Source organism: Rhodanobacter umsongensis, assembly GCF_042654965.1.
GTDB lineage: Bacteria > Pseudomonadota > Gammaproteobacteria > Xanthomonadales > Rhodanobacteraceae > Rhodanobacter > Rhodanobacter umsongensis.
This window is the reverse complement of sequence record NZ_JBHSMK010000004.1, coordinates 127,491-153,962: the sequence shown is the minus strand read 5'-3', so window position 1 is coordinate 153,962 and position 26,472 is coordinate 127,491. Positions and strand designations below refer to the sequence as shown.

Below are 26,472 nucleotides of genomic sequence, written 5' to 3'. Positions count from 1 at the left end.
TCGTGGAAACAAATCATAAGCTTCACGTGAAAATTAAATGCTTGAAGTCGCCACGCAATGGTGAAAAACTTCGCTCGCAACTCCCCTCGCTTGTTTGGGCCTGGCAGACGCCGCCGCTTCCATCAAGCGCGTTGCACCCCACAATGAGGACAAGTCGATGAAGCCGAATAAGCTCGCTTTGGCGCTGGCTGGTTTGCTGTTGACGCCTGTCGCCGCCGTCATTGCACAGACCGCACCACCCTCCGCTGCCGATACCAGCCAGCGACCGCCCGACCAGCAGGCCCCCGGCCAGCAGACTGGCCAACAGGCCCCCGATCAGAAACAAGTCCAGCAACTGCAGGCGATCACCGTCACCGGTTCGGCGTTGCCGCGCGTCGATCTGGAGACCCCCTCGCCGGTTACCGTGATCACCGCCGCGCAGATCGAGCGCAGCGGCCTGAAGACGGTCAACGACGTGGTTCGTGCGATTTCCGCGGACAACAGCGGATCGATTCCCACTGCGTTTACCGCGGGATTCGCCGCGGGTTCGGCCGGTGTCGCACTGCGCGGCCTCACCGTGAACTCCACCCTGGTGCTGATCGATGGCCGCCGCTCGGCCAACTACCCATTGGCGGATGACGGCCAGCGCACGTTCGTCGACCTCAACACGATCCCGGTGAATGCAATCGAGCGCATCGACGTACTGAAAGACGGTGCCTCCTCGCTGTATGGCGCCGATGCGATCGCCGGCGTCGTCAACATCATCCTCAAGCGCGACTTCAAGGGTCTGGAGGCCACCGCCGACATCGGCACATCGCAGAGGGGCGGCGGCACCACCCGCCGCGCGACCCTGCTGTTCGGCGGCGGCGATCTCGCGAAGGATGGCTGGAATGCCTACGGCAGCATCGAGGCGCAGAGCGACAGCCGCATCTGGGCGCGCGACCGCGGCTATCCGTACAACTCCACCGATCTCAGCCGGATCGGCGGCAGCGACGCCACGAACGGCCAGCCCGGTTTCAACGCCGGCTCGATCTACGGCATGGTCCGGCCGGCCGTGCCCGGCCCGAACGGGCCGGGCGGCATGCTGACCGGTACGGCGGTCGACGGCTCGCTGTGGCAACCGCTGCGCCCCTGCGGCCCGGACACGACACCGGTGACCAATGACCTGGGCAGCGGTTGCGAGCAGAACTTCGTCAGCCAGTACACCGACCTGCAGCCAAAGGAGAAACGCCTCGGCGCCTACGGCCGCTTGACCATCAAGATCGGCGATACCAGCGAGGCCTATGTGAGCGGCAGCGTGTACAGCAACAAGACCGAGGTTGCCGGCGGGCCGCCGCAGATCCGCGCGGGCACGCCGGTCAACACGCGTTCGATCGTGCTGCCGGCGACCTTGCCGGACGGTTCGGACAACCCGAACAATCCGTTCGCGCAGCCGGCGCTGATCACCTATGCGTTCGGCGGCATCCGGGGCGGAGCGAAGCAGGACAACAACAACACGCGGCTGGTCGGCGGCATCCACGGCACCATGGGCGACTGGAACTACGACAGCGCGCTGGTGTTCAACCACAACGAGCTGACCGTCGACAACTACGGCTTCCTCAACTACAACAAGCTCGTCCAGGTCGTGAACGACGGCAGCTACAACTTCCTCGATCCGTCGCAGAACTCGCCGCAACTGCTCGCCGAGCTGGCGCCGGTGCTGCACAAGAAGTCCACCACCGACCTGCAGTCGATCGACTTCCATGTCTCGCGTCCGCTGATGGACCTGCCCGGCGGTTCGCTGGGCTTTGCCACCGGCGTCGATGTGCGCCACGAGGAGCAGAAGGATCCCGACCTCAACCCGGGCCTGCAGGCACAGGGCCTGGGTGTGGCGCATACCTTCGGCAAGCGCACCGTGTCGGGCGCTTACGCCGAGCTCGATGCGCCGTTCCTGGAGTCGCTGGAAGTCGATGTCTCCGGTCGGTTCGACCACTACTCGGACTTCGGCAACAACTTCTCGCCGAAGGTCGGCTTCAAGTGGAAGCCGATCGAATCGCTGGCGGTTCGCGGCACGTGGTCGAAGGGCTTCCGTGCGCCGAGCTTCGCCGAGAACGGATCCAGCGAATCGGAGGGATTCGCCACCTACACGGTGCCTGACGACTACGCCGCCGCACACGGCAACAACGCCTATGTGCGGCCCTACGGCCTCGCCTACGACACCATCGGCAATCCGAACATCAAGCCTGAACGCTCGAAGAGCTGGACCTTTGGCCTGGTCTACCAGCCGATCGAACAACTGAGCGCCTCGCTGGACTACTACGACATCAAGAAGACCGGCGTGATCGGTCAGCAGGATACGCAGGCGGTCCTCGACGCCTATTTCGCCGGCCAGCCGTTGCCACCGAACTCGGCCATCATCGCCGACGTGCCCGACCCGGAAAATCCCACGCTGCTGCCGAAGCCGGTCGTGGTGATGGCGCCGTACGTCAACCAGAACTCGCTGCAGACCAAGGGCGTCGATTTCGACCTGATCGGCAATTTCGATCTCGGCGGCGGCGCCAAGCTGCGCAGCGAATTCAACGCCACGCGCATCTTCGAGTGGAACCTGACCCTGCAAGACGGCACGGTGCAGCGCTTCGTCGGTACGCACGGACCGTACGCCCTGTCGTCGGGCGCGGGTACGCCGCGCGATCGCGCCTCGTGGTCGAACAGCCTCACCTTCGGCAAGGCAACGATCACCGGCACGCTCTACTACACCAGCGCCATCACGATGACCGCACCGGACAACGGCGAGGGCTGCATCTCGGTGGACGACAATGGCAACCCGTTCCCGCCAAGCTGCCACGTGGCCTCGTTCACCACGTTCGACCTGACCGGAAGCTACGACTTCAACGACCACTTCGCGTTGACCGCATCGATCCTGAATGCCTTCAATCGCCAGGCACCGTTCGACCCGAGCAACTACGCGGGCAACAACTACAACCCGACCTGGGCGCAGGCGGGCATGGTCGGCCGGTTCTACACGCTGGGCGTGAAGTACAAGATGTAAGTCGTCTGGCCGGGACCTGGCCCCGGCCTGCGAGGCAATGCGCGCCGCGCACCCGGCGCGCATTGCCTCGCTTGAGGCCGGCGCGTGCCGTGATCCGTGACGCCAGTGGGGGATTGGAAGTCTAGACGTCCATATCCATCTTTTCCGACCATCTTTGACGCAGCGCAACAATTGTGCTCTAGTCGGAGTCGCTCCTGCGCAAACCGACGGTGCCATCGGCATCGCGGCGACCTGCGCAGCCCGGAGGGGTGAGATGGCGGCAAGCGGCTTGGCGACGTTGTACGACCCGGCTTTCGAGCACGACAGCTGCGGCTTCGGCTTGGTTGCGCAGATCGACGGGCGCGCCAGCGCCGCGCTGGTCGACACCGCGTTTGCCGCGCTGGCGAAACTCTCCCATCGCGGCGGCGTGAATGCCGACGGCATCAGCGGCGACGGTTGCGGCGTGCTGATCCATCGCCCGGCGGACTGGCTGCGCGCGCTCGCGGCAGCGGACGGCATCGTGCCGGGCGAACGCTTCGCGGCGGGGCTGGTGTTCCTCGATCCCACCGGCGGCGAGACGAACGCGATCGCGTTCGAGCGGCATCTGGCCGAGGCCGGGCTGACCCTGGCCGGCTGGCGCGACGTGCCGATCGATACCGAGGCTTGCGGCCCGCTGGCCAGCGCCACCTGTCCGCGCGTGCGCCAGGTGTTCGTGAACGCCGCAGCCGGGATGGACGATGACGCGTTCGAACGCGCGCTGTTCCGTGCGCGCCGGCGCGCCGAAACCGCGCTGGCCCACGATCCCCAGTTCTACGTGGTGAGCCTGTCCGTCCACGTGATCGGTTACAAGGCGATGGCCGCGCCAGGCCGGCTGCGCGAAGTGTTCGCCGATCTCATGCATCCCGCATTGGCCAGCGATGCGGTGGTGTTCCACCAGCGCTTCTCCACCAACACCACGCCGCAATGGCGGCTGGCGCAGCCGTTCCGCCTGCTCGCGCACAACGGCGAGATCAACACCATCCGCGGCAACCGGCGCTGGATGCAGGCGCGCGAGGCGGTGCTGCGTTCGTCGCGGGTCGACCTCACCGACATCGGTCCGCTGGTTCGCCAGGACGGTTCCGATTCGGAAAGCCTCGACAACGCGCTGGAAGTGATGCTGGCCGGCGGCCTCGACATGCTCACCGCGATGCGCGTGCTGGTGCCGCCGGCGTATGCGGCGCGCGAGGACCTGGACGAGGACCTCGCCGGCTTTTACGAGTACTACGCGCTGCACAGCGAGCCGTGGGACGGCCCGGCCGGGCTGGTGATGTGCGACGGCCACTACGCGGCGTGCACGCTCGACCGCAACGGCCTGCGCCCGGCACGCTGGGCGCTGTCGGACGACAACCACCTGATCGTCGCTTCCGAGGCCGGCCTGTGGGACGTGCCGCCATCGCGCGTGGTGGCGAAGGGCCGACTCGGGCCCGGCCAGATGCTGGCGGTCGATTTCGCCGGCAAGCGTCTGCTGCACGACGCCGACATCGATGCGATCAACAAGAGCCGCGCGCCGTTCCGCGACTGGCTGCGCGCCGGCGTCAGCTATCTCGAATCGGACCTGATCGATCCCAGCCTCGCCGCCGAACCGTTGCCGGCGCCAGTGCTGCGCCGTTACCAGAAGCTGTACGGTCTCAGCCGCGAAGAGCGCGAGAGCGTGCTGAAAGTGCTCGCCGAGACCGAGGCCGAAGCCACCGGCGCGATGGGCGACGACACGCCGATGGCGGCGATGTCGCGCCAGGTGCGGCCGCTGTTCGACCGCTTCCGCGAAGGCTTCGCCCAGGTCACCAACCCGCCGATCGATCCGCTGCGCGAGCGGCTGGTGATGTCGCTGGTCACCCAGTTCGGCCGCGAAGGCAATTTGTTCGAGCTGTCGGCCGACAACGCGGAGCAGATCCTGCTGAACTCGCCGATCTGCTCGCAACGCAAGCTGCGTCAGCTGCTGGCGCTGCCGCAGTTCGTCCATGCCACCGTGCAGATCGACCTGTGCTACCCGCCCGAGGAAGGGCTGGAAGCGGCGCTGCGCCGGTTCTGCCGCGAGGCGGAGCAGGGCGTGCGCAACGGCGCCGGCATGGTCTTCATCACCGACCGTTATCCGAACCGGGACACGCTGCCGGCGCACGCGCTGCTGGCGGTGGGCGCGATCCACGCGCACCTGATCGAGACCGGCCTGCGCTGCCAGTGCAACCTGCTGGTGGAAACCGCCACCGCGCGCGACGCGCACCAGTTCGCCTGCCTGATCGGCTTCGGCGCCACCGCGATCTACCCGTGGCTGGCCTACCAGAGCCTGTTCGAGCTGGGCCGCGACGGCCACATCAAGCGCGGCGACGGCACGGCGCGCGAGATCGGCCGCAGCTACCGGCGCGGCATCCGCAAGGGCCTGCTGAAGATCCTGTCGAAGATGGGCATCTCCACCATCGCCGGCTATCGCGGCGCGCAGCTGTTCGAGATCGTCGGCCTGGCGCCCGACGTGGTGGCGCTGTGCTTCGCCGGCACGCCGTCGCGCATCGGCGGCGCCGGCTTCGCCGATCTCGAGCACGACGCGCGCCTGCTGGCCGCCGAGGCCTGGAACGAGGCGCAGCCGCTGCGCGCCGGCGGCCTCTACAAGTTCGTCCACGGCGGCGAATACCACATGTACAACCCGGACGTGATCGACACGCTGCAGGCCGCCGTGCGCAGCGGCGCCATGGACGACTACCGGCGTTACGCGCAACACGTCGATTCACGCCCGCCGTCCGCGCTGCGCGATCTGCTGTTGCCGCAGGCGGCCGGTGCCGCGATTGCGCTGGACGAAGTCGAACCGGTCGAGACGATACTCAAGCGCTTCGATTCGGCCGGCATGTCGCTCGGCGCACTGTCGCCAGAAGCGCACGAGGCGCTGGCGATCGCCATGAACCGGCTCGGCGGCCGCAGCAACTCCGGCGAGGGTGGCGAAGACCCGGCGCGCTACGGCACCGAGAAGAGCTCGAAGATCAAGCAGGTCTCCTCCGGCCGCTTCGGCGTCACCGCCGAATACCTGATCAACGCCGAGGTGCTGCAGATCAAGATCGCGCAGGGCGCCAAGCCCGGCGAGGGCGGCCAGCTGCCCGGCCACAAGGTCGACGCCACCATCGCGCGGCTGCGCTACGCCAAGCCCGGCATCGGCCTGATCTCGCCGCCGCCGCACCACGACATCTACTCGATCGAGGATCTGGCGCAGCTGATCCACGACCTCAAGGAAGTGAACCCCACCGCGCTGATCTCGGTGAAGCTGGTCTCGCACGCCGGCGTGGGCACGGTCGCCGCAGGCGTGGTCAAGGCCGGTGCGGACCTGATCACCATCTCCGGCCACGACGGCGGCACCGGCGCCAGTCCGCTCACCTCGATCAAGTACGCCGGCACGCCGTGGGAACTGGGCGTGGCCGAGGCGCAGCAGACGCTGCGCCGCAACGGCCTGCGCGGCCGCGTGCGGCTGCAGACCGACGGCGGCCTGAAGACCGGCCTCGACGTGATCAAGGCGGCGCTGCTCGGCGCCGAGAGTTTCGGTTTCGGCACCGGCCCGATGGTGGCGCTGGGCTGCAAGTACCTGCGCATCTGCCACCTCAACAACTGCGCCACCGGCATCGCCACGCAGAACGAGACGCTGCGCAAGGACCACTTCATCGGCCTGCCCGAGATGGTGATGAACTACTTCCGCTTCGTCGCCGAGGACGTGCGCGGCCATCTGGCGCAGCTGGGCGTGCGCAGCCTCGGCGAGCTGGTCGGCCGCAGCGACCTGCTGCACCAGGCCGAAGGCAGCACGCCGGTGCAGAGGCAGCTCGACCTGTCGCGGCTCATCGCCAGCGACGGTCTGGGTGTCGACGTGGACAACGCCTGCACGCTGCCGCGCAACCCGATGCGCGACGAGGCGGCGCTGGCCACGCGCATCGCCCACGATGCCGCGCCGCTGGTCGAGCTGGGCAGCGGCGGCACGTTCCGCTACGCGATCGCCAATACCGACCGAGCGATCGGCGCGCGATTGTCCGGCGATGTCGCGCGGCGCTGGGGCGACCACGGCATGCCCGAACCGATCACCCTGCAACTGGAAGGCAGCGCCGGGCAAAGCCTCGGCGCGTGGAATGCCGGCGGCGTGCAGATCGAACTCACCGGCGAGGCCAACGACGGCGTCGGCAAGGGCATGGCCGGCGGACGCATCCTGGTGCGGCCGTCGCCGGAATCGCCATTTGCCAGCCAGGACGCGGCGATCCTCGGCAACACCTGCCTGTACGGTGCCACCGGCGGCGAGCTGTTTGCTGCCGGACGCGCGGGCGAGCGCTTCGGCGTGCGCAACTCCGGCGCGCTGGCGGTGATCGAGGGCGCCGGCGACCACTGCTGCGAGTACATGACCGGGGGCGTGGTCGCCGTGCTCGGCGCCTGCGGCCTCAACTTCGGCGCCGGCATGACCGGCGGCTTCGCCTACGTGCTCGACCTCGAACGCAACTTCGTGGACTGCTACAACCACGAGCTGGTCGACATCGTGCGCATCACGCCGGAAGGCATGGAACACCACATGCAGCACCTGCGCGGCCTGATCGCGCGCCACGCCGAACTCACCGGCAGCGCCTGGGCGAAGCATCTGCAAGGCGACTTCCGTGGACTGCTGCAGCGCTTCTGGCTGGTCAAGCCGAAGGCGGCCAGCCTGGCCGCATTGGCCGACGAATTGCGGAGGGCGGCATGAGCGACAAGCTGTTCCAGTTCCTCAACCTTCCCCGCCAGCCGCCGAAAGCCGTGCCGGTGGCGATCCGCGTGCTCGGCTACGGCGAGATCAGCGGCGACTTCGCGCCCCCCGCGGCGGTGGGCCAGGCCGAGCGCTGCCTCGACTGCGGCAATCCGTATTGCGAACACGCCTGCCCGGTGCACAACTACATCCCGGACTGGCTGAAGCTGGTGCAGGATGGACGTCTGTTCGAAGCCGCCACCCTGATGCACGAAACCAACCCGCTGCCGGAAATCTGCGGCCGCGTGTGTCCGCAGGATCGCCTGTGCGAAGGCGCCTGCACGCTGGAGCAGGGCGGCTTCGGCGCGGTGACGATCGGCAGCATCGAGCGCTCGATCACCGACGAGGCGTTCCGCCAGGGGTGGCGGCCGGATCTGTCCGGCGTGGTCGAGACCGGCCGCCGCGTGGCGGTGGTCGGCGCCGGCCCGGCTGGCCTGTCCTGCGCGGACCGGCTGCGCCGTGCCGGCATCGCGGTAGACGTGTTCGACCGCCAGCGCGAGATCGGCGGCCTGCTCACCTTCGGCATCCCGCCGTTCAAGCTGGACAAGACGGTGATCCACACCCGGCGCGAAGTACTCGAAGGCATGGGCGTGCGCTTCCATCTCGACGTGGAGATCGGTCGCGACATCGCTTTCGAACGGCTGCTGGCCGACTACGACGCGGTCTTCCTCGGCACCGGCGCCTACACCTTCGTCGACGGCGAGTTGCCCGGGCGCGAACTCGACGGCGTGCACGACGCGCTGCCGTTCCTGGTCGCCAACGCGAACCGCCTGCTCGACGACCAGCCGGTGCCGCCCGCGCTCGACCTCAACGGCAAGCACGTCGTCGTGCTCGGCGGCGGCGACACCGGCATGGATTGCAACCGCACCTCGGTGCGCCTCGGCGCCGCCTCGGTCACCTGCGTGTACCGCCGCGACGAGGCCAGCATGCCCGGCTCGCGCCGCGAGGTCGGCTACAGCCGCGAGGAAGGCGTGAACTTCCTGTTCCATCGCCAGCCGCTCGCCTTGTTCGGCGAGCAGGGCAAGGTGCGCGGCGTGCGCCTGGTCCATACCGAGGTGGGTACCGACACGCATGGCCGCGCGCGGCTGCAGCATGTCGAGGGCAGCGAAACCGAATTGCGTGCCGACGTGGTGATCCAGGCGTTCGGCTTCCGTCCCAGCCCGCCGGCATGGTGCGCCGAGTACGGTATCGAACTGGATGCCAGTGGCCGCATCCGCGCCGGCGGTGCGGACCGGCTGCCGTTCCAGACCGGCCATCCGAAGATCTTCGCCGGCGGCGACAACATGCGTGGAGCCGACCTCGTCGTGCGTGCCGTGCACGACGGACGCGAGGCGGCGGCCTCGATCGCGCGGATGCTCAGCGAGCTTCCCCTGGAAGCGATGGCCTGTATGGCGTAGGTTTTGCGCATGTGCCTGATCGCGTTCGCCTGGGATACCCATCCACGCTGGCGCCTGCTGCTGGCGGGCAATCGCGACGAGTCCCATGCGCGGCCCAGTGCGGCGCTGGCGCGCTGGGACGATGCGTCGATCGTCGGCGGGCGCGACCTCGAGGCCGGCGGCACCTGGCTCGGCGTCACCAACGGCGGGCGCTGCTGCGTGGTGACCAATGTGCGCGACCCGCGCGATCCGCAGCTCGGCACTTCGCGCGGCCTGCTGGCCACCGACTATCTGCGTGGCGACGCCGATACCTCCACGCACGCGCAGCAACTGCTGCGCACGGCCGCCGACTATCGCCCGTTCAACCTGCTTACCTTCGATGCGCGCGAGGCGTTCTATCTGGGCAACCGCCCGGAGCCGCGCGCGCAGGCGGTGACTCCCGGCGTGCACGGCCTGTCGAACGCCGACTTCAACACGCCGTGGCCGAAGACCCGCGCGCTGATGCAGCGGCTGCAGCAGTGGATCGATGCCGGCGGCGACGCGGATTTCGCACCGCTGTTCGAGGCGCTCGCCGACGAGCGGCAGGCGCCGGAGACGCAGTTGCCTGACACCGGCGTGGGGCCGGAGCGCGAGCGCTGGCTGTCGTCGGCGTTCATCCGTGGCGAGCAGTACGGCACCCGCGCCAGCACCGTGGTGGCGATCGACCACGACGGCCGCGGCGTGATCGCGGAGCGGCGCTTCGGGTCGAACGGGCGCTTCGAGGGCGAGACCTGGCTGCGCTTTGGCGGCGCGACCGCGGCGTAGCGCGGGGCTGGACGCCCGGCGCCTACGCGCGCCATCGGCATCGTCGGCTGCACGCGCTGACGCGGGTTGGTTAGTCTGTTGCGACGTCCACGGAAGGAACCAGCTCATGCGCAGGAATGGATGGTGGTTGCTCGCCGGCATCGCGGCGTGGGTCGGCGGCAATGTGCGTGCGGCCGATTGCCCCGACTGGTCGGTGGCCCGGGCGAAGCAGGAACTGGGCGCGCTGCACGACCGGCTCGATGGCTGGAATCACGCGTATCGGGTCAGTGGCCAGTCACCCGTCGATGATGCCGTCTACGACCAGGCGTTGCAGCGATTCAGAATCTGGCGCGGCTGCTTTCCGGCGCAGGCGCCGGCCACGCTCGCGCACCTGGCCGATGCCCGTGGCGGTGCCGTTTCGCCGGTCGCGCAAACCGGCCTGGCCAAGCTGCCCGATGCGGCGGCACTGGCGGCATGGATGCGCGAGCGCGGCAATCGCGACCTGTGGGTGCAACCGAAGGCCGACGGCGTGGCGGTCACGCTGCTCTATCTGGACGGCCGTTTGCGCCAGGCCACCAGCCGCGGCGACGGCCTGCATGGTTCGGACTGGACGGCACTGGCGCAGCGCATCGACGCCATCCCCAAACATCTGCCGCATGCGCCGGTGCGCGTGGTGCTGCAAGGCGAGCTGTACTGGCGCCTGCCCGGCCATGTGCAGGCCGACGATGGCGGCGCCAACGCCCGTTCGGCGGTGGCCGGCGCGCTGGCGCGCAATGATGTGGATGGCGATACCGCCGCGCAGATCGGCCTGTTCGTATGGGACTGGCCCAGCGGCCCGGCCGACATGCCCGCGCGCGTGGCCGGGCTGCAGGCAATGGGCATGGCTGACAGCGCCACCTACATCCAGCCGGTGCGCACCCTGGACGAAGTGCGACATTGGCGCGAGCAGTGGTATCGCGGTGCGATGCCGTTCGCGGCTGACGGCACGGTAGTGCGGCAAGGCCATCGCCCACCCGCCACAACCTGGCAGCCGGCGCCGCCGAGCTGGGCGGTGGCGTGGAAATATCCGGCCGCATCGGCGCTGGCCGAAGTGCGTGCAGTGGATTTCACGGTGGGACGCAGCGGCCGCATCACGCCCGTGCTGGAACTGGAGCCGGTGCAGCTGGACGATCACCGCGTGCAGCGGGTCAGCGTGGGCTCGCTGGCGCGCTGGAAGCAACTGGATATCCGTCCCGGTGACCAGGTGGAAGTCGTGCTGGCCGGCCTGACCATTCCGCGCCTGCAGTCGGTGGCGTGGCGTACGCAGCAACGTGCGACGGTGACGCCACCGGATCCGTTGACGCACGACCGCTGGAGCTGCTGGCAGGCCGCGCCTGGCTGCGAGCAGCAGTTCCGCGCACGCCTTCTGTGGCTGGGCGGCAAGCAGGGTCTGCAGCTGGAAGGCCTCGGCGCCGACACCTGGCAGGCGCTGGTCGACGCAGGCCTGATCCACCACCTGCTCGACTGGATGGACCTGACGCCGGCGCAGCTTTCCGGGCTGCCAAGTGTCGGCGCCACGCGTGGCGCGGCCCTGGCGAAGGCATTCGCCGCTGCGCGCGATCGGCCGTTCGCGCGCTGGTTGCACGCACTCGGCATGCCGTCCGCCGATACCGACGGTCTGTCCAGCTGGGCCGCGTTGAGCGACCGGGGCGCGGCCGACTGGCAGGCGCTCGATGGCGTCGAGGCCGGCCGCGCCCATCAGCTGGTCGCGTTCTTCAGCCATCCCCAGATACGCGCCCTGGCCGCGCGCCTGCATGTCGCCGGCGTGCAGGGGTTCTGAGAGCTGGAGAAGAAATCGCCCGTCCACGGCCGTCCGGCGATGTCATGCGGTCAGGTCCGGGGCACAAGTTCACCGGGCTCCCGCAGTGCCCCGACGCACCGCGTCATGCGCCCCGGCGACGCTCTCGTCCGGCGGTCGCCCAGGTGCAACTCCGGGTTTCAGCTCTTGAGCTCGCCGTCGAGGTAATACCAGCGGCCGCCTTCGCGCGTGAAACGGCTGGTCTCGTGCTGGCGTTGTGCGCGGCCACCGCCGAGGCGGTAGCGGGCGATGAACTCGACAATGGCGTGATCGTCGTCGATCTGCCGCTGCTGACGGATTTCCAGCCCCAGCCAGGTCGGCGCCGGCTGTTGCCCGGCCAGCCGCAAACACGCCGGCCGCGTGTCGGCATGCCAGCTGGCCAGCAGGTAGTCCTCCCGTTTCAGGACATAGGCGCTGTAGCGCGAACGCATAAGTTGCGCCGCCGTCGCCGCGGCCAAGCCGTCGTGCAGGGGAGCGCAGCATCGGCTGTAGCCGGCCGGGTTGCCGCAAGGGCATGGCGTCAACGTGTCGATCGATTCCATGGCGCCTTTGTACCCGCTTCGGCGCGCTCATGCAGGCTCGTCGCGCAGGTCGATGTTCAATCGCGGCTGCGGCGCCACACGCGGCAGCGGTTGTTGGCCGGCATCGCAATATCGTCGATCAGGATGAAGCCGGCGGCACCGGCGAGGGCATCGACCGCCCCGGCATCGCGGATCGCCATGTGTGCGCCGCGCGCCTGCAGCCATTGGTCGAACGCGGCATTGCTGTCGCTGCTGTAGCGGCCTTCGTCATTGAACGGGCCGTAGATGATCACGAGCGCGTCGCCGGTGGTGACCGCGGGCAGTTGCGCGAACAACCGTTGTACCTCGCTCCACGCCATGATGTGCAGCGTATTGGCGCTGAATACCGCGTCGAACGGCCCGGCGGGCCAGTTGCCGGCGACGTCGAGCATCCGCGGCGCCGGGGTGTTCGGCAAGGCGGCGGCGTCCAGCCAGGCGCGGATGCCCGGCAGATTGTCCTCCCGGTCCGAACTCTGCCAGACCAGGTGCGGCAGCGCCGCGGCAAAATGCACGGCGTGCTGGCCAGTGCCGCTGCCGATCTCCAGTACGCGCCGGCGATCGGCGAAATGCTCCCGCAGCACGGCCAGGATCGGTTCGCGGTTGCGCTCGCAGGCGGGCGAGTGGGGTTTGTCCACGAGCGGATCCGACAATGTCAGGCCGGTCGCCCACGCAGCACGCGCGCCGGCAGCATCAGCAGCGCGCCGAGAAAGGCGAACACGGCGCCGACGGTGATGCCGACCAGCCGGAACGGCAGCACCAGCAACCACACGATCGGGTACAGCACCAGCGCCAGCAACGCGAGCGGCCAGCAGAACACCAGCAGCAACAACCAGAGCAGGAAAGCGGCCATGTCCACGTCCTCGGGTGTTTGAATGCGCCGACTCTAGCGCAGGTGAACAGCGGCTGCGTAGATGACTCTTGCCATCCCGCCAGCCGGGTCGCCGCGTTTCAATCCTTGCGCGCGATGCGAATGGCCAAGGCCACGGCGCGGTCGCGCAATGTGATGTGATCGCCGCGGGCGGGACCTGCCGTGAGCCACGTGTCCCCGGCGTGAAGCACGCCCTCGGGGGTATCGATATCGCCTCTGGCGGCATGGACGAGGACGATCGCCGGATCCGGCAGGTAGCTCCCCGGCTCGGCCCACACCTGTATCTCGCCGCTGGCCCGGGCACGCCGCACCATCAGGTTGAAATCGCGGGTCGGGCCGCCGACCAGGCTTACGGCCACGTTCGCCTCGCCGGCAAATGCAAAAGGTGCGAACGGCGTCGTCAGCGAATGAATGCAGTCCTCGTCGAGCGTCATCGTGAAGCCGTCGCCATCCAGCAGCGCGATCTGCCGGTCGATGCCCGGAAACGCCGAAAACGGCGCGTTGCTGTCGACCCCGGCGATGCTCACACGCCACACGAAATCGTCGGCACCCGCCTCGGCCGGATGGACGGCTATCTGGCGCGTGTTGCCGAGGCCATTCTTCCACGGCTGCGGTGGACAGTCGGACAGGCGAATGATCATGCGGTCCTCTCGATGACGCGCTGGAAAGGCGGCAGCGCCTTCAGCATGCCGCTGCCGTAGCGCTTGGTGACCACGCGGCGGTCCAGCAGCACGATGCGGCCGCGGTCGGTCTCGTTGCGGATCAGGCGGCCACAGTACTGGGTGAGCAACCGCGTGGCCTCGGGAATGCTGACCTCGATGAACGGGTTGCGCCCGCGCGACTCCAGCCACTCGGCGTACGTGGCGCCGACCGGGTCGGTGGGCACGGCAAACGGCAGCTGGGTGATCACCACGGTTTCGCACAGCCTGCCCGGCAGGTCCAGGCCTTCGCCGAACGAGGCCAGCCCGAACAGTGTGCTGCCGTTGCCGGCCTCGATGTCGGCGCAGTGCTCGGCGATCAATTGCGACTTGCCCAGCGCACCTTGCGCGCGCACCTTGCGCACCTGCGCGATGGGCAGCTTCTGCAGTACGCGGTCGAGCTTCGCGCGCGAGGTGAACAGCACCAGGTTGCCGGCGTCCCAGTCGAGGTTCTCGGCCAGCCATTCGCTGATCTCCCCGGCGTGCGCCTCGCGCGCGTCCGGCAGCGTGCGCATCGCCGGCACTTCGAGCCGCGCCTGCGCGGCGAGGTCGAACGGCGAGGGCAGGCTCAGGGTCACCGCATCATCGGGCAGGCCCACCGCATCGGCGAAACCGCGAAAATTGCCTCCGGCGCTCAGGGTGGCCGAGGTCATCACCACGCCGCTGGCATTGCCCCACAGCACACTGCGCAGCAGCCCGCCGGCGGACACCGCCGAGGCGTGACAGACCAGTTGCTGATCGGCGCCCAGGGTGACCCAGCGCGCCAGCGGCGGCGCGTTGTCGGGATCGTCGCTGGACCACGCGCGCCAGCAGGCCGCCTGCTTGCCGATGCGCTCCAGCGCAATGCCGAGCTCGCGCGACAGCGCCTCTTGCGTCGGGCCGCCGTCGGTCATCTCGACCACCGCGCGACGCACCGCGGTGAGCCATCGCTGCACCTCGCCGGTGTACAGGCCGAGCGCGCGGGCATGCTCCACCCACGATTCGGGAAGCTGGCCCAGCGAGCCGCGATACATCGGCTCGGTCTCGGCCGGATCCGGCAGCCAGCCGAGGCGGATTTCCTTCTCCAGTTCCTCCAGCGTATTGCTCAGCTCCTGCAGTTTCGCGTCACCGGCATCGAGCGACAGCTTGCCCAGCATCGGCTTGTCGGTCAGCGAATACGCCGCATGCACCTGCCGGCCGAGCCGGCTCAGCTGCCGCACGGTGGCGCTCATGAATACTTCAGCCGCGCCGCGGTCGATCGCCTTGCCGGCGAGGTGATGGCCTTCGTCGAAGATGTACAGCGTCTCGTCCGGCCGCGGCAGGATGACTCCACCCCATGCCTGAACACCGCCGCCATCGTCTTCGCCCGGCATGGTGAGGTCGGCCAGCACCAGGTCCTGGTTCGCCACGATGATCTCGGCGTCGTCCACCGCGCGGCGGGCGGCGAAGAACGGGCAGATCATGAACTGGCCACACTTGCGCCCGGTGCAGCCGCCGGCGCTGGTGGTGATCATCGGCCGCAGCAGGTCGCTGACCGGCTCCGGCGCGGTATCCATGTCGCCGTTCCATTCGTTGCGGTCGAACGCGCTGCGCAGTTTCGCCAGCGCCTGCTTGTCGCGCGCCTGCGGCGGCTTCGTCCACAGCACCAGGTCCGCGTCGAAGCCGGCCAGGCCCATCTGTGCGGTGTCGTTGATGCTGTTCGCGGCCATCGCCATGTTGCGCGGGCACAGGTAGCGGCCGCGCCCTTTCGCCAGGGCCACCTTCGCCTCGATGCCGTTGAGCTGGAGATACAGCGGTATATCGCGCTGCACCAGCTGCTCCTGCAGCGCCACGGTGGCGGTGGCGATCAGCAGCTTCTTCTTCTGGAAACGCGCCACTTCCACGCCGGCGATCAGGTAGGCCATCGACTTGCCGGTGCCGGTCGGTGCCTCGATCACCGCCACGCCGCCGGTCTGGCCGAGCGCCTTGGCGACCTCGGCGATCATCTTTCCCTGCGAGGCGCGCGCGCGAAAGCCCGGCAGCCCGTCCTTCAGGCGCGCATAGGCGGCGCGGATGGCGTCTTTGGTGGTGTCGGCGAGCATGGATGAATGGGAACCTGTGGCGCGGGCGATGCGTGAAACCTGGGTGGCGATGGCGGCAAACCGTCGTTACCCAGGAGGCTCCGGCGGCCGGGTCGAGCGTACGTGCCGGGTCGAAGGGGTTGGATCCAAGAGCTAGTTTATCGGTATTGCGCGCCCACCCACCCGGCGGTGCGTTCACGCTGGCTCCGGCCGATGCAGGTTGCGCGCCGCGAAAGCGTATGCTGATCCCGGATGCAGGTGCGCTCGTTGCCACGGGGAGCTCTGTTGATGAAGGACGCGGATGTTGTAGGGGCGACGTCGATCGACGACTCATTGCAACTGGCATGGCTGGCCAGCCTTGCGACGGCCCATACGCCTGACCAGGTGGCCGCGGTGATTGCGGACCTGGCCCAGGCCGAGCTGGGCTGTGAGGCCACCTGCGTGTTGTGGGGACTGGAGCGGCCAGGCGGTTATCACAGCGTGCCGCCGATCCGGATGGATCCTGCCGATGAGCCGTGGTTGCGCCGTGCCGGCCAATCGGACCAGCCCTGCCGACATCCCGCGGATCAACGCCGCATCGCGCTGCGCCTGTGTCGGCAGCCGGAGCCCGCACTGCTGCTGCTGACCTTGCAGACCGACCACGACGACATCGGCTTTCCTGGAAAACTGGCGGCACCGTTGCAGCTTGCCGGTCAGCATCTGCAGCGGACGCTGGAATGGATCGAACTGCAGCGCGCGCATCAGCAGCTGGCGCGCTCCGAGACGCTGCAGCGCGCGTTGTTTGCCATCTCCGACCTGGCCGGTTCCGAGCGCGACATGCCGGACATGCTGCGCGGCATCCATGCCATCGTCAGCACGCTGATGTACGCGGAGAACTTCTTCATCGTGCTGCACAACGCGGAGCGGGACACGATCCGGTTCCTGTACTTCGTCGACGTCAAGGATCCGGCTGTGCCCGGCGACGGCCAGGACATGCCGCTGAGCGCGATCGAATACACATTGACCTGGTACGTGATGCGCGACGGCAAGGCACGCATGGGCAATGCCGAGGAGTTGCGCAGTCAGGTGCGGGGGCCGGTGACCTTGATCGGCCCGGACAGCTACGATTGGCTCGGCGTGCCGATGTTGCGCGACGGTCAGCCCGGCGGTGCGCTGGTGGTGCAGAGCTACGAGCAGAACATCGGCTTCACCGACGAGGATCTGGCCCTGCTGGAATTCGTCGGAAGCCACATCCTCACTGCACTGGAACGCAAGCAGGGCAAGGAGGATCTGGAGCAGCGCGTGCAGCTGCGCACGCTGGAACTGGCCGAGGCCAATCGCGGCCTGCAGCTGGAGATCCTGGAGCGCCAGCGCGCCGAACATCTGCAGGCGGCGCTGTTCCAGATCGCCGAGCTGGCCACCGCGGATATCGACCAGGATGCGTTCTATCGGCGCGTGCACGCCGTGGTCGGCGAACTTCTGAATGCGGAGAACTTCTTCATCGCGCTGCTCTCGGACGATCGCCAGCACCTGACGTTTCCGTACTCGGTGGACGCCGTACTGTCACCGCCGGCCGAGCGCCCGCTTGGGCGCGGGCTGAGCGAGTACGTGCTGCGCCGGGGCACCGCGCTGCGCGCCGACAATGCCGACATCGAGGAGCTCGATCGCCTGGGCGAGATAGCGCCGGGTCGCATGGGTTCGCCGGCGATGTGCTGGCTGGGCGTGCCGCTGATTGTGGGCGACGAGGCGATCGGGCTGGTCACTGTGCAGAGCTATCGGGCCACCGTTGTGTACGGCCCGGCCGACCAGGAACTGCTCACCTTCGTCGCCTCGCAGATCGCCAACAGCCTCACCCGCCGCCGCTCCGCCGAGTCGCTGAGGCGCGCGTACGAGCAGCTTGAACATCGTGTGGAGGAACGCACTCTGGCCTTGCGCAAGGAAATCATCGAGCGCGAACGCATGCAGGATCAGCTGCGCCATCAGGTCATGCACGACTCGCTGACCGGCCTGCCCAACCGCAGCTATCTGCGCGACCGCATCGAACGCGTGCTCGGCGCGATCCGGCGCGAGCCGCAGCGTCATTGCGCGCTGCTGTATCTGGATGTCGACCGCTTCAAGATCATCAACGACAGCCTCGGCCATCTGGCCGGCGACGAGGTGCTGAAAGAGGTGGCGACGCGACTGGCCGGCTGCGTGCGCCATCCCGACCTGGTGGCGCGACTGTCCGGCGACGAGTTCGCGATACTGCTGGAGGACGCGGATCTGACGACGAGCGCCACCCTCGTCGCGCAACGGGTGATGGACGCCCTGCGCGAGCCCATGCCGGTCGCCGGCAAGGACCTGCAGGTGACTGCCAGCGTGGGCATCGCCGTGGGTGATGCGCGTTACGAGGTGGCCGACGAAATGTTGCGCGACGCCGACATCGCGCTGTATCGGGCCAAGGAACTGGGGCGCAAGCGCTTCGAGATATTCGACGAGACGCTGGCCAAGAACGTGGTCGACGTGCTGGCGCTGGAAGGCGAACTGCGCCACGCGCTGCAGCACGATCAGTTCGAGCCGTACTTCCAGCCGATCTGCGGGCTCGATGGCGGTCACGTGGTGGGCTATGAGGCGCTGATCCGCTGGAACCATCCGCAGCGAGGCCTGCTGCGACCGGGCGATTTCCTGAAGATCGCCGAGGACAGCGGGCTGATCGAGGCGATCGACTGGCGCATGTTCGAGTTGAGCTGCCAGCTGCTGCTGCAGCATGGCCGCGCCGACGCCTTCATGACGCTGAATGTCTCGGCCCTGCATCTGCGCTACGCGGATTTCGACGAGCGCCTGATTCGCCTGCTCGAACACACCGGCCTGGCGCCGTCGCGGCTGGTGGTCGAGGTGACCGAAGGCGCGCTGCTGGACAACCCCGAGCGCGTGCGCGCCACGCTCGACCGGCTGCGCCTGATCGGCGTGGGCGCGGCGCTGGACGATTTCGGCACGGGCTATTCCTCGCTCAGCTATCTGCACTCGCTGCCGCTGCGCATCCTGAAGATCGACCGCGCGTTCGTGCAGGAACTGGACAAGGGCGCCAACACCAACAGCACCACGGTGGTGGCGGCGATCCTGGCGCTGGCGCGCGCGCTGAACATCCAGGTGATCGCCGAAGGCATCGAAACCGAGATCCAGTACCGTGCGCTGATGGCGATGGGCTGCGAGATGGGCCAGGGCTACCTGCTCGGCCATCCCGCGCCGATCGCGCAGTGGCGGGAGCCGCACCCCGTCGACGCGTGAACGGACCTACGCGGTGGCGATCTCGCGCAGGGCCTGCTCGAAAGCCTCCGGCGGCTGTCCGCCGGAAATCAGGTGCTGCCCATTGATGATGGTTGCCGGTACCGAGTGGATGCCGCGGCTCTGGAAGAACTGCTCCTGCGCGCGCACTTCGTTCGCGTATTCGTGGCCGGCCAGGATCTGCCGCGCGCGCTCGACGTCCAGGCCCGCTTCGGCGGCCAGCCGCAGCAAGGTGGCGTGCGCGCTCACGTCCTCGCCGTCGGTGAAATAGGCGCGCAACAGGATCTGCTTCAGCGCGAGCTGGCGACCTTCCAGCCCGGCCCAGTGCAGCAGCCGGTGCGCGTCGAAGGTGTTGTAGACGCGGCTGCGCCGGTCCATGTTGAAGGTGAAACCCAGCGCCGCGCCACGCGCGCGTATCACCGCGCGATTCGCGTCGATCTGCTCGGCCGAACTGCCGTACTTGCGCACCAGGTGCTCGGTGGAGTCCTCGCCCTCCGGCGTCATCCGCGGATTCAGCTCGAACGGCTGGAAGTGGATCTCCGCGCTGACCTCATCCTCCAGCTTCGCCAGCGCCTGCTGCAGCGAGGCCAGCCCGATCGCGCACCACGGGCAGGAGACGTCGGAGACGAAGTCGATGCGGAGCGGGGCGGGGACGGACATCGGGATACCTTCATCGTGAGACGGGCGGCAGGGGTGCTGCGGACCCGATCAAGATGCGGCCGCGACGCGGCGCAATCAACCACCGGTCGGAACGCGGCTGCCGGCGATGCTCAGCGCCACCGCTTCGGCCACCTTGATGCCGTCGACCGCGGCGGAAAGGATGCCGCCGGCGTAGCCGGCGCCTTCGCCGGCGGGGTACAGGCCGCGGCTGTTGAGGCTTTGCAGGCTGTCGTCGCGTTTGATGCGCACCGGCGAGGAGGTGCGCGTCTCCACGCCGGTGAGGACGGCGTCGTGCATCGCATAGCCCCTGATCTGCCGCTCGAACGCGGGCAGCGCCTCGCGGATCGCGGCGATGGCGTAGTCGGGCAGGGTGCTGTCGAGGCTGCCCAGCGTGACGCCGGGTTTGTAGGAAGGTTGCACGTCGCCGAATTCGCGCGAGGCGCGGCCGGCCAGAAAATCGCCGACCAGTTGCGCCGGAGCGCTGTAGTTTTCGCCGCCGAGCACGTAGGCGTGGCTTTCCAGGGCGCGCTGCAACGCGATGCCGGCGAGCGGGCTGCCGCTGGCGTCGTACGGCGCGAAGTCGGACGGGTCGATGCCGACCACCACCGCCGCGTTCGCGTTGCGCTCGTTGCGCGAGTACTGGCTCATGCCGTTGGTCACCACGCGGCCGGGCTCGCTGGTGGCGGCGACCACGGTGCCGCCGGGGCACATGCAGAAGCTGTACACCGAACGCCCGCGTCCGCCCTGATTTCCCTTGCCGTGATGCACCAGCTTGTAGTCGGCCGCGCCGAGAAGCGTATGGCCGGCCTGCGGGCCAAAGCGGGCGCGGTCGATCACCGACTGCGGGTGTTCGATGCGGAAGCCGATCGAGAACGGTTTGGCTTCCAGGTATACGCCGCGCGCGTGCAGCATCTCGAAGGTGTCGCGCGCGCTGTGGCCGAGCGCCAACACCACGTGGTCGGCCCGGAGCTGCTCGCCGCTGGCCAGGGTGACGCCACGGATCTGCCGCTGGCCATCCGCGCACGACTCCAGCAACAGGTCGTCGACGCGCTGGCTGAAGCGGATCTCGCCGCCCAGCGCCTCGATCGTGGCGCGCATGTTCTCCACCATCGAGACCAGCCGGAACGTGCCGATGTGCGGCTTGCTGACGTAGAGGATCTCCTCCGGCGCGCCCGCCTTGACGAACTCGGTCAGCACCTTGCGGCCGTGGTGCAGCGGGTCGCGGATCTGGCTGTACAGCTTTCCGTCGGAAAACGTGCCGGCGCCGCCCTCGCCGAACTGCACGTTCGACTCGGGATGCAGCTGGCGCTTGCGCCACAGGTCCCAGGTGTCCTTCGTGCGCTCGCGCACTTCCTTGCCGCGGTCGAGGACGATGGGACGGAAGCCCATCTGCGCCAGGATCAACCCGGCGAACAGCCCGCACGGGCCGAAGCCGATCACCAGCGGCCGGTGCTCCATGCGCGGCGGGGCCTTGGCCACGAAGTGGTAGTCGGTGTCCGGCGAGGGTTGCACATGGGGATCGTCGGCGAAGCGCTGCAGCAGTTCGGCCTCGCGCGGGGTGTCGATATCCAGCGCGTAGATCAGCGCGATCGCGCCGCGCTTGCGGGCGTCGTGGCTGCGCTTCGCCACGCTGTAGCCGGTCAGCGCGGCAGCCTCGATGCCCAGCCGCCCGAGGATCGCGGCGGTCAGTTCGGCCTCGCTGTGATCCAGCGGCAGCTTGAGGTCGGTCAATCGCAACATGCGGGTCCGGGCATACATCAACGTGGTGGAAGCCATCGAGGCGCGTCGCCACGAGGCCTGGCCGTTCATTGTCGAGGTGATCGTGCGGCGCCACAAGGAGGTGGTGGCGCACCCGGCTGCAGCGGCGGTCTTTCAGCGCCCGTCAGCGTTTTGACAGCTGACGCTGCGGGGCAGTTCAGGCCACCAGCAGGGTCAGAAACTGTTCGCCGGTGGCGTGCGGGTGCAGCAGGATGATCCGGGTGTGGGTGGCGCTGGTGTGCTTGCGTGCTGCCGCGAGACATAGCTGGCCGTCCTCGCTGGTCACCGCCAGCGGCGCGCTGCGCCGGCAGTCCCAGCGCCGGCGGCAGATCAGGCCATGCTGCGGGCCGCCGGCGATGATGCATTCAAAGATGGGTGCCATGGGGATTCACTCGATGGTTGGAGCCGTGGGGGTCGAGTTTCATCAAGCAGGCCATGGGCCAACAAAATCGGGCAAATGTGTTGTGCATCACGGTTCGGGACATGTGCGCACGGCAGCGGGCATTCGCGAACCCCGGGCGCTGGCGGCGCTGGTCGCGCGGCCGCCAGCGCTGCAGCTCATGCGGCGCCGATGAAATCGGTCTTGCCGATGCCGACGCCGGCCTTGCGCAGGAGGTTGTACGCGGTGGTGCAGTGGAAGAACAGGTTCGGAATGACGAAGCCCAGCAGGTAGGCCTGGCCGTCGAAGGTCATTTCACCGGTACGCATCTTGAGTACGATCGAGCGGCCTTCGCTGCCGTCGAGCTGTTCTGGCTTGAACGTGTTGATGTACTCGATCGCGCGTTCGATGCGCGAGTAGACCTGCGCCAGCGTGGTCTCGTTGTCCTCGAACGACATCGGCTCCACACCGGCCAGGCGGGCGGTGCCGCGTACGCCCATGTCGCAGGCGATCTGCACCTGCCTGACCAGGGGCAGCATGTCGGGGATCAACCGGGTCTGCAGCAAGACCTCATCGGAGACCTCTTTCGACCTGGCGTGTTCCTCGCCCTTCTTCAGCACGTCTGCGAGATTGCCGAGTGCGCGAACGAATACGGGAACGGCAGCCTGATACATGGACAGTGTCATGGGGATTGCTCCGGTGGGAGGTGGGGAATCGATTCGGGCGAGAACTCGTTGAAAGGCAGGGGAGCGATGTCGGCGGATGCCGATGGCGTCTCGGCTGGTGTGTGGCGCATCACGCGCACCGCGGTCAGCGCGGCGGCAAACAGCAGCAGCGCGGCCAGCACGAATGCCGCACCGGGCAGATGCTGCACCGGGGCGTGGTCGCTGATGAACAAGGCGAAGATGTTGGCGAACAGCGCCGGGCCGAAGATGCCGGCGAGGCTGGCCAGGCTGGTCAACGCGCCCTGCAGACGGCCCTGCTCATGCGGATCGACCTGATGCGTCATCATCGCCTGCGCCGGCGGTCCTGCTAGGCCGCCGAGACTGAGAAACGGAATGCCGAGCAGGAACAGCCACGGCAGCGAGGCGAAGCCGAAGAACAAGTAGCCGACGATGCACAGAACCAGTCCGGCCAGAATCATCCGCCGCTCGCCCAGCTGCGGCATCAACCGACGCACCAGTACCGCCTGCACCAATCCACTGCACAGGCCGACCAGGCCGAGCGTGAAACCGACGGCCTGCGGCCCCCAGCCGTAGCGGTAATCGGTGTACAGCACGTAGGTGGAGTTCAGCGAAAACTGCGCCAGGTTGATCAGGAAGAACACTGCGGCCAGGCCGAACACCTGCGGATAGCGCCGCAGCAGTACCACCGCGCCAAATGGATTGGCATGGCGCCAGTCGAAGCGCGCACTGCGCTTTTCTTTCGGTAGCGACTCGGGCAGCACGAAGTAGCCGTAGCAGAAGTTGATCAGCGACAACCCGGCCGCGACCCAGAACGGCAGCCGGATATGCAGGTCACCGAGAAAGCCGCCCAGCGCCGGGCCGACGATGAAACCGATGCCGAACGCGGCACCGAGCGTGCCGAACGCGGCGGCGCGCTTCTCCCTCGGCACGATGTCGGCGATGTAGGCATTGGCGGTGGAAAAGCTCGCTGCGCACACGCCGGACACGGCGCGGCCGATGAACAGCAACCACAGCGCCGGCGCCAGTGCCATCGCGATGAAGTCGATGCCGAGGCCGAAGCTGGAGATCAGGATCACCGTGCGCCGGCCGAAGCGATCCGACAGCGCGCCCTGCACCGGCGAGAACACGAACTGCATCAGCATGAACAGGGCCCCGAATGCGCCCACCCACACCGCGGCCTTCGAGATGCTGCCGCCGATCAGCTCCACGATCAGGTGCGGCAGCACCGGGATGATGATGCCGAATGCCAGCATGTCCAGCATCACGGTGACGAAGATGAAGGTAAGCGCAGCGCGGCGGTGCGGTGCAGTGGGGGACAGTGATTGATCCATGGGGCGCGGCGGGATGGGGAAGCGTGCACGATAGCCGAATGACGCCGCCGCAGCATGTGCGAAGTCGCCGATATCGGGCACCACCGCCGGGCGCGAACAGGCCGGTGCAGGCACGGCGCGATACCATGGGCAATCCCCGCGTCAAGGAACCGCCATGTATCGACGTCTGCTCCCGCTCTGCCTGATCGTTGCGCTGGCTGGCTGTTCCTCCGGCCACGATGCTGCACCCATGGCGCCCGTATCGAAGGAGGAGCTGGCGCCCGTGGCGCCCGCCAGCAGCGCGCCCGCCGCGATGGCCGGCACGCCGGTGGAGGGCGTGGATGGCGCGTCGACCAACCAGCGCCTGGCCGACTGCGCCAGCGTCAAACTCAGCGCCGACCTGTCCGGCTTCAACGCGAAACAGAAGAAAATGATCGCCCTGCTGGTCGACGCGGCCGACAGCATGAACGCGATCTACTGGCAGCAGGCTTGGGGCGACAAGGACGCGCTGCTGCAGAAGATCGCCGACCCGTCCACGCGCGAGTTCGCCGAACTCAACTACGGCCCGTGGAACCGGCTGGACAACGACCGCCCGTTCGTCGACGGCGTCGGCGCGCGCCCGGCCGGTGCGCGGTTCTACCCGGCCGACATGGGCAAGGAGGAGTTCGAGAAATCCACGCTGAAGGACAAGACCTCGCTGTACACCCTGCTGCGCCGCGACGCGCAGGGCCAGCTGATCAGCGTGCCCTACCACGAGGCGTACAGGGCCGAGCTGCAGAAAACCGCCGGCCTGTTGCGCCAGGCCGCGAAGCTGGCGAGGGATCCCGGTTTCAAAAAATACCTGGCGCTGCGCGCCGACGCGCTGCTCAGCGACGACTACCAGGCCAGCGACCTCGCCTGGATGGACATGAAGAACAACCCGGTCGACATCGTGATCGGCCCGATCGAGACCTACGAAGACCAGCTCTACGGCTACAAGGCCAGCTACGAATCCTACGTACTGATCAAGGACCAGGCATGGAGCAAGAAGCTGGCGCGCTTCGCCAAGTACCTGCCCGAACTGCAGCGCGGCCTGCCGGTGGCCGACAGGTACAAGGCGGAAAAGCCCGGCTCCGACGCCGACCTCAACGCCTACTTCGCGATCTACTACGGCGGCGACGCCAACGTCGGCGCCAAGACCATCGCGATCAACCTGCCCAACGACGAACAGGTGCAACTGAAGAAGGGCACGCGCCGGCTGCAGCTGGAAAACGTGATGCAGGCGAAGTTCGACAAGATCATGCTGCCGATCGCGAAAGAGCTGATCACCGAGGACCAGCAGCGCAATCTCACCTTCGACGCGTTCTTCCAGAACACCATGTTCCACGAAGTGGCGCACGGGCTGGGCATCAAGAACACGCTGGACGGCAAGGGCACCGTGCGCAAGGCGCTGAAGGACCAGGCCTCCAGCTTCGAGGAAGGCAAGGCCGACATCCTCGGCCTGTACATGGTCAGCAGGCTGGCCGAGAAGGGCGAGCTGGACAAGTCGGGGCTGATGAACAACTACGTTACCTTCCTCGCCGGCATCCTGCGCTCGGTACGCTTCGGCGCCAGCGACGCGCACGCCAAGGCGAACATGGTGCGCTTCAACTTCTTCAAGCAGCAGGGTGCATTCAGCCGCGACGAAAACAGCGGCCGCTACCGCGTCGACTTCGACAGGATGACCGCGGCGATGAACGCACTGTCGGCCAGGCTGCTGACCATCCAGGGCGACGGCGACTACGAAGCGGCGAAACAGCTCACCGACCAGATGGGCGCCGTCGACGCCGAACTGGCCGGCGACCTGAAGCGACTCGACCAGGCGAAGATCCCGGTCGACATCCGCTTCGAGCAGGGGCTCGACGTGCTGGGGCTCGATGCGCCCGTTCCGAAGCGGCGCTGAGCTTTCCCGCAGTTGGTGATAGGTGCAGGAGCGCCCCCGTTCACGACGCTTATCCTCATCCAACCGGGGGCGTCGAGCACCGGCGCGTTTCCAGACTGCGGGATCACCAACTCACGAATGGAGATCGCATCAGCGTCAACCCGGGAAGCCGAAGCATTCCTGTCGCTGGTGGCCTGGTCGCCGCGAACGACCGGATTCTTACCGCGTCGTAGGCCAGCCCCGATATCGTGGGCGGCCCTGTTGAGCACGTACGACTTGTCCATCGACTGACGGAAGCGTCGTTGGTCGAGCGGAGTATCGAGGTTCCCGTCGATGGTGCGGATCAGGCGATCTCTGTCCGACGAACCGTGAAGCAGCGGCTGGTGCACGGCGCGCATCGGGCCATCGCTGTCGAGGCTGCCACCGCGCTGGTGGTGCAGGATCAGCCGGTGCGCCTCGAAAACGACCCGAGCCACGTGCCCCGCTCATCGGTGGCAGCGAGCAGGGCGGCTATGTCGCGGGTGTCGGCGCGATCCATTCACTCTCTCCTCGAGTTCATCCGCACGGAGAGATTCGGTGACTGGACGGATGGGGCCAAGCGTGCGCGTGGCGTGCCGTGAT

General features: G+C 67.9%; 19 protein-coding genes. 9 read left to right on the top strand and 10 right to left on the bottom strand.

Annotation, left to right across the window (positions count from 1 at the left end; translation table 11 throughout):
* Positions 1-157 precede the first annotated feature (157 nt).
* The 5 genes from ACFPME_RS08055 (at position 158) to ligB (ending at position 11,732) form a co-directional block, all read left to right on the top strand.
* On the top strand, positions 158-3,007 hold the full coding sequence (locus tag ACFPME_RS08055; protein WP_377303958.1) for a TonB-dependent receptor plug domain-containing protein: 2,850 nt from the start codon (positions 158-160) through the stop codon (positions 3,005-3,007).
* Between the two features lie 253 nt (positions 3,008-3,260).
* The gene (gene gltB, locus ACFPME_RS08050) at positions 3,261-7,715 is read left to right on the top strand and encodes a glutamate synthase large subunit (protein ID WP_377303956.1); all 4,455 of its coding nucleotides are present in this window, start codon (positions 3,261-3,263) and stop codon (positions 7,713-7,715) included.
* Complete coding sequence (locus ACFPME_RS08045; protein WP_377303954.1) at positions 7,712-9,151, top strand: FAD-dependent oxidoreductase; 1,440 nt, start codon at positions 7,712-7,714, stop codon at positions 9,149-9,151. The genes gltB and ACFPME_RS08045 overlap by 4 nt, the downstream gene beginning before the upstream one ends.
* Before the next feature lie 9 nt (positions 9,152-9,160).
* Positions 9,161-9,934, top strand: coding sequence for an NRDE family protein (locus ACFPME_RS08040; protein WP_377303952.1), 774 nt, complete (start codon positions 9,161-9,163; stop codon positions 9,932-9,934).
* A gap of 106 nt (positions 9,935-10,040) precedes the next feature.
* Entirely contained in the window at positions 10,041-11,732 is a 1,692-nt protein-coding gene (gene ligB / locus ACFPME_RS08035) for an NAD-dependent DNA ligase LigB (protein WP_377303950.1), read from the top strand.
* Positions 11,733-11,890: 158 nt separating this feature from the next.
* Here the strand turns inward: ligB and ACFPME_RS08030 are convergent, their stop codons facing one another.
* The 5 genes from ACFPME_RS08030 to dinG all read right to left on the bottom strand — a co-directional run bounded on the left by ACFPME_RS08030 (position 11,891) and on the right by dinG (position 15,936).
* Positions 11,891-12,292 carry a YchJ family protein gene (locus ACFPME_RS08030; protein ID WP_377303948.1) on the bottom strand — a complete coding sequence of 134 codons (402 nt, stop codon included), beginning with the start codon at positions 12,290-12,292 and terminating at the stop codon, positions 11,891-11,893.
* Positions 12,293-12,348: 56 nt separating this feature from the next.
* Complete coding sequence (locus ACFPME_RS08025) at positions 12,349-12,945, bottom strand: DUF938 domain-containing protein (RefSeq protein ID WP_377303946.1); 597 nt, start codon at positions 12,943-12,945, stop codon at positions 12,349-12,351.
* 17 nt (positions 12,946-12,962) lie between these two features.
* Positions 12,963-13,160, bottom strand: a complete 198-nt coding sequence (locus ACFPME_RS08020; RefSeq protein ID WP_113723606.1) for a hypothetical protein — start codon at positions 13,158-13,160, stop codon at positions 12,963-12,965.
* Between the two features lie 98 nt (positions 13,161-13,258).
* A complete protein-coding gene (locus ACFPME_RS08015) occupies positions 13,259-13,819 on the bottom strand; it encodes a HutD/Ves family protein (RefSeq protein WP_377303944.1) in 561 nt (186 codons plus the stop codon).
* The gene (dinG, locus tag ACFPME_RS08010) at positions 13,816-15,936 is read right to left on the bottom strand and encodes an ATP-dependent DNA helicase DinG (RefSeq protein WP_377303942.1); all 2,121 of its coding nucleotides are present in this window, start codon (positions 15,934-15,936) and stop codon (positions 13,816-13,818) included. The genes ACFPME_RS08015 and dinG overlap by 4 nt, the downstream gene beginning before the upstream one ends.
* 267 nt (positions 15,937-16,203) lie before the next feature.
* On the opposite strand from dinG, the gene ACFPME_RS08005 reads away from it, so the two are divergent.
* Positions 16,204-19,161 (top strand): EAL domain-containing protein, encoded by a 2,958-nt coding sequence (locus ACFPME_RS08005; RefSeq protein WP_377303940.1) that lies wholly within the window; start codon positions 16,204-16,206, stop codon positions 19,159-19,161.
* Positions 19,162-19,167: 6 nt separating this feature from the next.
* Here the strand turns inward: ACFPME_RS08005 and ACFPME_RS08000 are convergent, their stop codons facing one another.
* Both ACFPME_RS08000 and ACFPME_RS07995 read right to left on the bottom strand, forming a co-directional pair.
* Positions 19,168-19,818 carry a DsbA family oxidoreductase gene (locus ACFPME_RS08000; RefSeq protein ID WP_377303938.1) on the bottom strand — a complete coding sequence of 217 codons (651 nt, stop codon included), beginning with the start codon at positions 19,816-19,818 and terminating at the stop codon, positions 19,168-19,170.
* A gap of 75 nt (positions 19,819-19,893) precedes the next feature.
* Entirely contained in the window at positions 19,894-21,558 is a 1,665-nt protein-coding gene (locus tag ACFPME_RS07995; protein ID WP_377303936.1) for an NAD(P)/FAD-dependent oxidoreductase, read from the bottom strand.
* Here ACFPME_RS07995 and ACFPME_RS07990 point away from each other — a divergent pair.
* Positions 21,557-21,712 (top strand): hypothetical protein, encoded by a 156-nt coding sequence (locus tag ACFPME_RS07990; RefSeq protein ID WP_377303934.1) that lies wholly within the window; start codon positions 21,557-21,559, stop codon positions 21,710-21,712. The genes ACFPME_RS07995 and ACFPME_RS07990 overlap by 2 nt on opposite strands.
* A gap of 21 nt (positions 21,713-21,733) precedes the next feature.
* Here ACFPME_RS07990 and ACFPME_RS07985 read toward each other — a convergent pair whose 3' ends face one another.
* The 3 genes from ACFPME_RS07985 to ACFPME_RS07975 all read right to left on the bottom strand — a co-directional run bounded on the left by ACFPME_RS07985 (position 21,734) and on the right by ACFPME_RS07975 (position 23,972).
* On the bottom strand, positions 21,734-21,958 hold the full coding sequence (locus ACFPME_RS07985; RefSeq protein ID WP_377303932.1) for a hypothetical protein: 225 nt from the start codon (positions 21,956-21,958) through the stop codon (positions 21,734-21,736).
* A gap of 176 nt (positions 21,959-22,134) precedes the next feature.
* On the bottom strand, positions 22,135-22,641 hold the full coding sequence (locus ACFPME_RS07980) for a DUF1993 domain-containing protein (protein WP_377303930.1): 507 nt from the start codon (positions 22,639-22,641) through the stop codon (positions 22,135-22,137).
* Positions 22,638-23,972, bottom strand: a complete 1,335-nt coding sequence (locus ACFPME_RS07975; protein WP_377303927.1) for a TCR/Tet family MFS transporter — start codon at positions 23,970-23,972, stop codon at positions 22,638-22,640. The genes ACFPME_RS07980 and ACFPME_RS07975 overlap by 4 nt, the downstream gene beginning before the upstream one ends.
* A gap of 154 nt (positions 23,973-24,126) precedes the next feature.
* Between ACFPME_RS07975 and ACFPME_RS07970 the strand changes: the two genes are divergently transcribed.
* Both ACFPME_RS07970 and ACFPME_RS07965 read left to right on the top strand, forming a co-directional pair.
* Positions 24,127-25,872 carry a dipeptidyl-peptidase 3 family protein gene (locus ACFPME_RS07970; RefSeq protein WP_377303925.1) on the top strand — a complete coding sequence of 582 codons (1,746 nt, stop codon included), beginning with the start codon at positions 24,127-24,129 and terminating at the stop codon, positions 25,870-25,872.
* A 281-nt stretch (positions 25,873-26,153) separates the two neighbouring features.
* A complete protein-coding gene (locus tag ACFPME_RS07965; protein ID WP_377303923.1) occupies positions 26,154-26,471 on the top strand; it encodes a hypothetical protein in 318 nt (105 codons plus the stop codon).
* Position 26,472 lies beyond the last annotated feature (1 nt).

What these genes read in the sequence shown, in the direction of transcription:
- ACFPME_RS08005 (WP_377303940.1), top strand. Translation starts at nt 16,204, where the DNA reads ATGAAGGACGCGGATGTTGTAGGGGCGACGTCGATCGACGACTCATTG.
- ACFPME_RS07990 (WP_377303934.1), top strand. Translation starts at nt 21,557, where the DNA reads ATGCGGGTCCGGGCATACATCAACGTGGTGGAAGCCATCGAGGCGCGT.
- ACFPME_RS08000 (WP_377303938.1), bottom strand. Translation starts at nt 19,818, where the DNA reads ATGTCCGTCCCCGCCCCGCTCCGCATCGACTTCGTCTCCGACGTCTCC.
- ACFPME_RS07980 (WP_377303930.1), bottom strand. Translation starts at nt 22,641, where the DNA reads ATGACACTGTCCATGTATCAGGCTGCCGTTCCCGTATTCGTTCGCGCA.
- dinG (WP_377303942.1), bottom strand. Translation starts at nt 15,936, where the DNA reads ATGCTCGCCGACACCACCAAAGACGCCATCCGCGCCGCCTATGCGCGC.
- ACFPME_RS08045 (WP_377303954.1), top strand. Translation starts at nt 7,712, where the DNA reads ATGAGCGACAAGCTGTTCCAGTTCCTCAACCTTCCCCGCCAGCCGCCG.
- ACFPME_RS07970 (WP_377303925.1), top strand. Translation starts at nt 24,127, where the DNA reads ATGTATCGACGTCTGCTCCCGCTCTGCCTGATCGTTGCGCTGGCTGGC.
- gltB (WP_377303956.1), top strand. Translation starts at nt 3,261, where the DNA reads ATGGCGGCAAGCGGCTTGGCGACGTTGTACGACCCGGCTTTCGAGCAC.
- ACFPME_RS08055 (WP_377303958.1), top strand. Translation starts at nt 158, where the DNA reads ATGAAGCCGAATAAGCTCGCTTTGGCGCTGGCTGGTTTGCTGTTGACG.
- ACFPME_RS08020 (WP_113723606.1), bottom strand. Translation starts at nt 13,160, where the DNA reads ATGGCCGCTTTCCTGCTCTGGTTGTTGCTGCTGGTGTTCTGCTGGCCG.
- ACFPME_RS08015 (WP_377303944.1), bottom strand. Translation starts at nt 13,819, where the DNA reads ATGATCATTCGCCTGTCCGACTGTCCACCGCAGCCGTGGAAGAATGGC.
- ACFPME_RS08030 (WP_377303948.1), bottom strand. Translation starts at nt 12,292, where the DNA reads ATGGAATCGATCGACACGTTGACGCCATGCCCTTGCGGCAACCCGGCC.
- ACFPME_RS08040 (WP_377303952.1), top strand. Translation starts at nt 9,161, where the DNA reads ATGTGCCTGATCGCGTTCGCCTGGGATACCCATCCACGCTGGCGCCTG.
- ACFPME_RS07995 (WP_377303936.1), bottom strand. Translation starts at nt 21,558, where the DNA reads ATGTTGCGATTGACCGACCTCAAGCTGCCGCTGGATCACAGCGAGGCC.
- ACFPME_RS07985 (WP_377303932.1), bottom strand. Translation starts at nt 21,958, where the DNA reads ATGGCACCCATCTTTGAATGCATCATCGCCGGCGGCCCGCAGCATGGC.
- ACFPME_RS07975 (WP_377303927.1), bottom strand. Translation starts at nt 23,972, where the DNA reads ATGGATCAATCACTGTCCCCCACTGCACCGCACCGCCGCGCTGCGCTT.
- ligB (WP_377303950.1), top strand. Translation starts at nt 10,041, where the DNA reads ATGCGCAGGAATGGATGGTGGTTGCTCGCCGGCATCGCGGCGTGGGTC.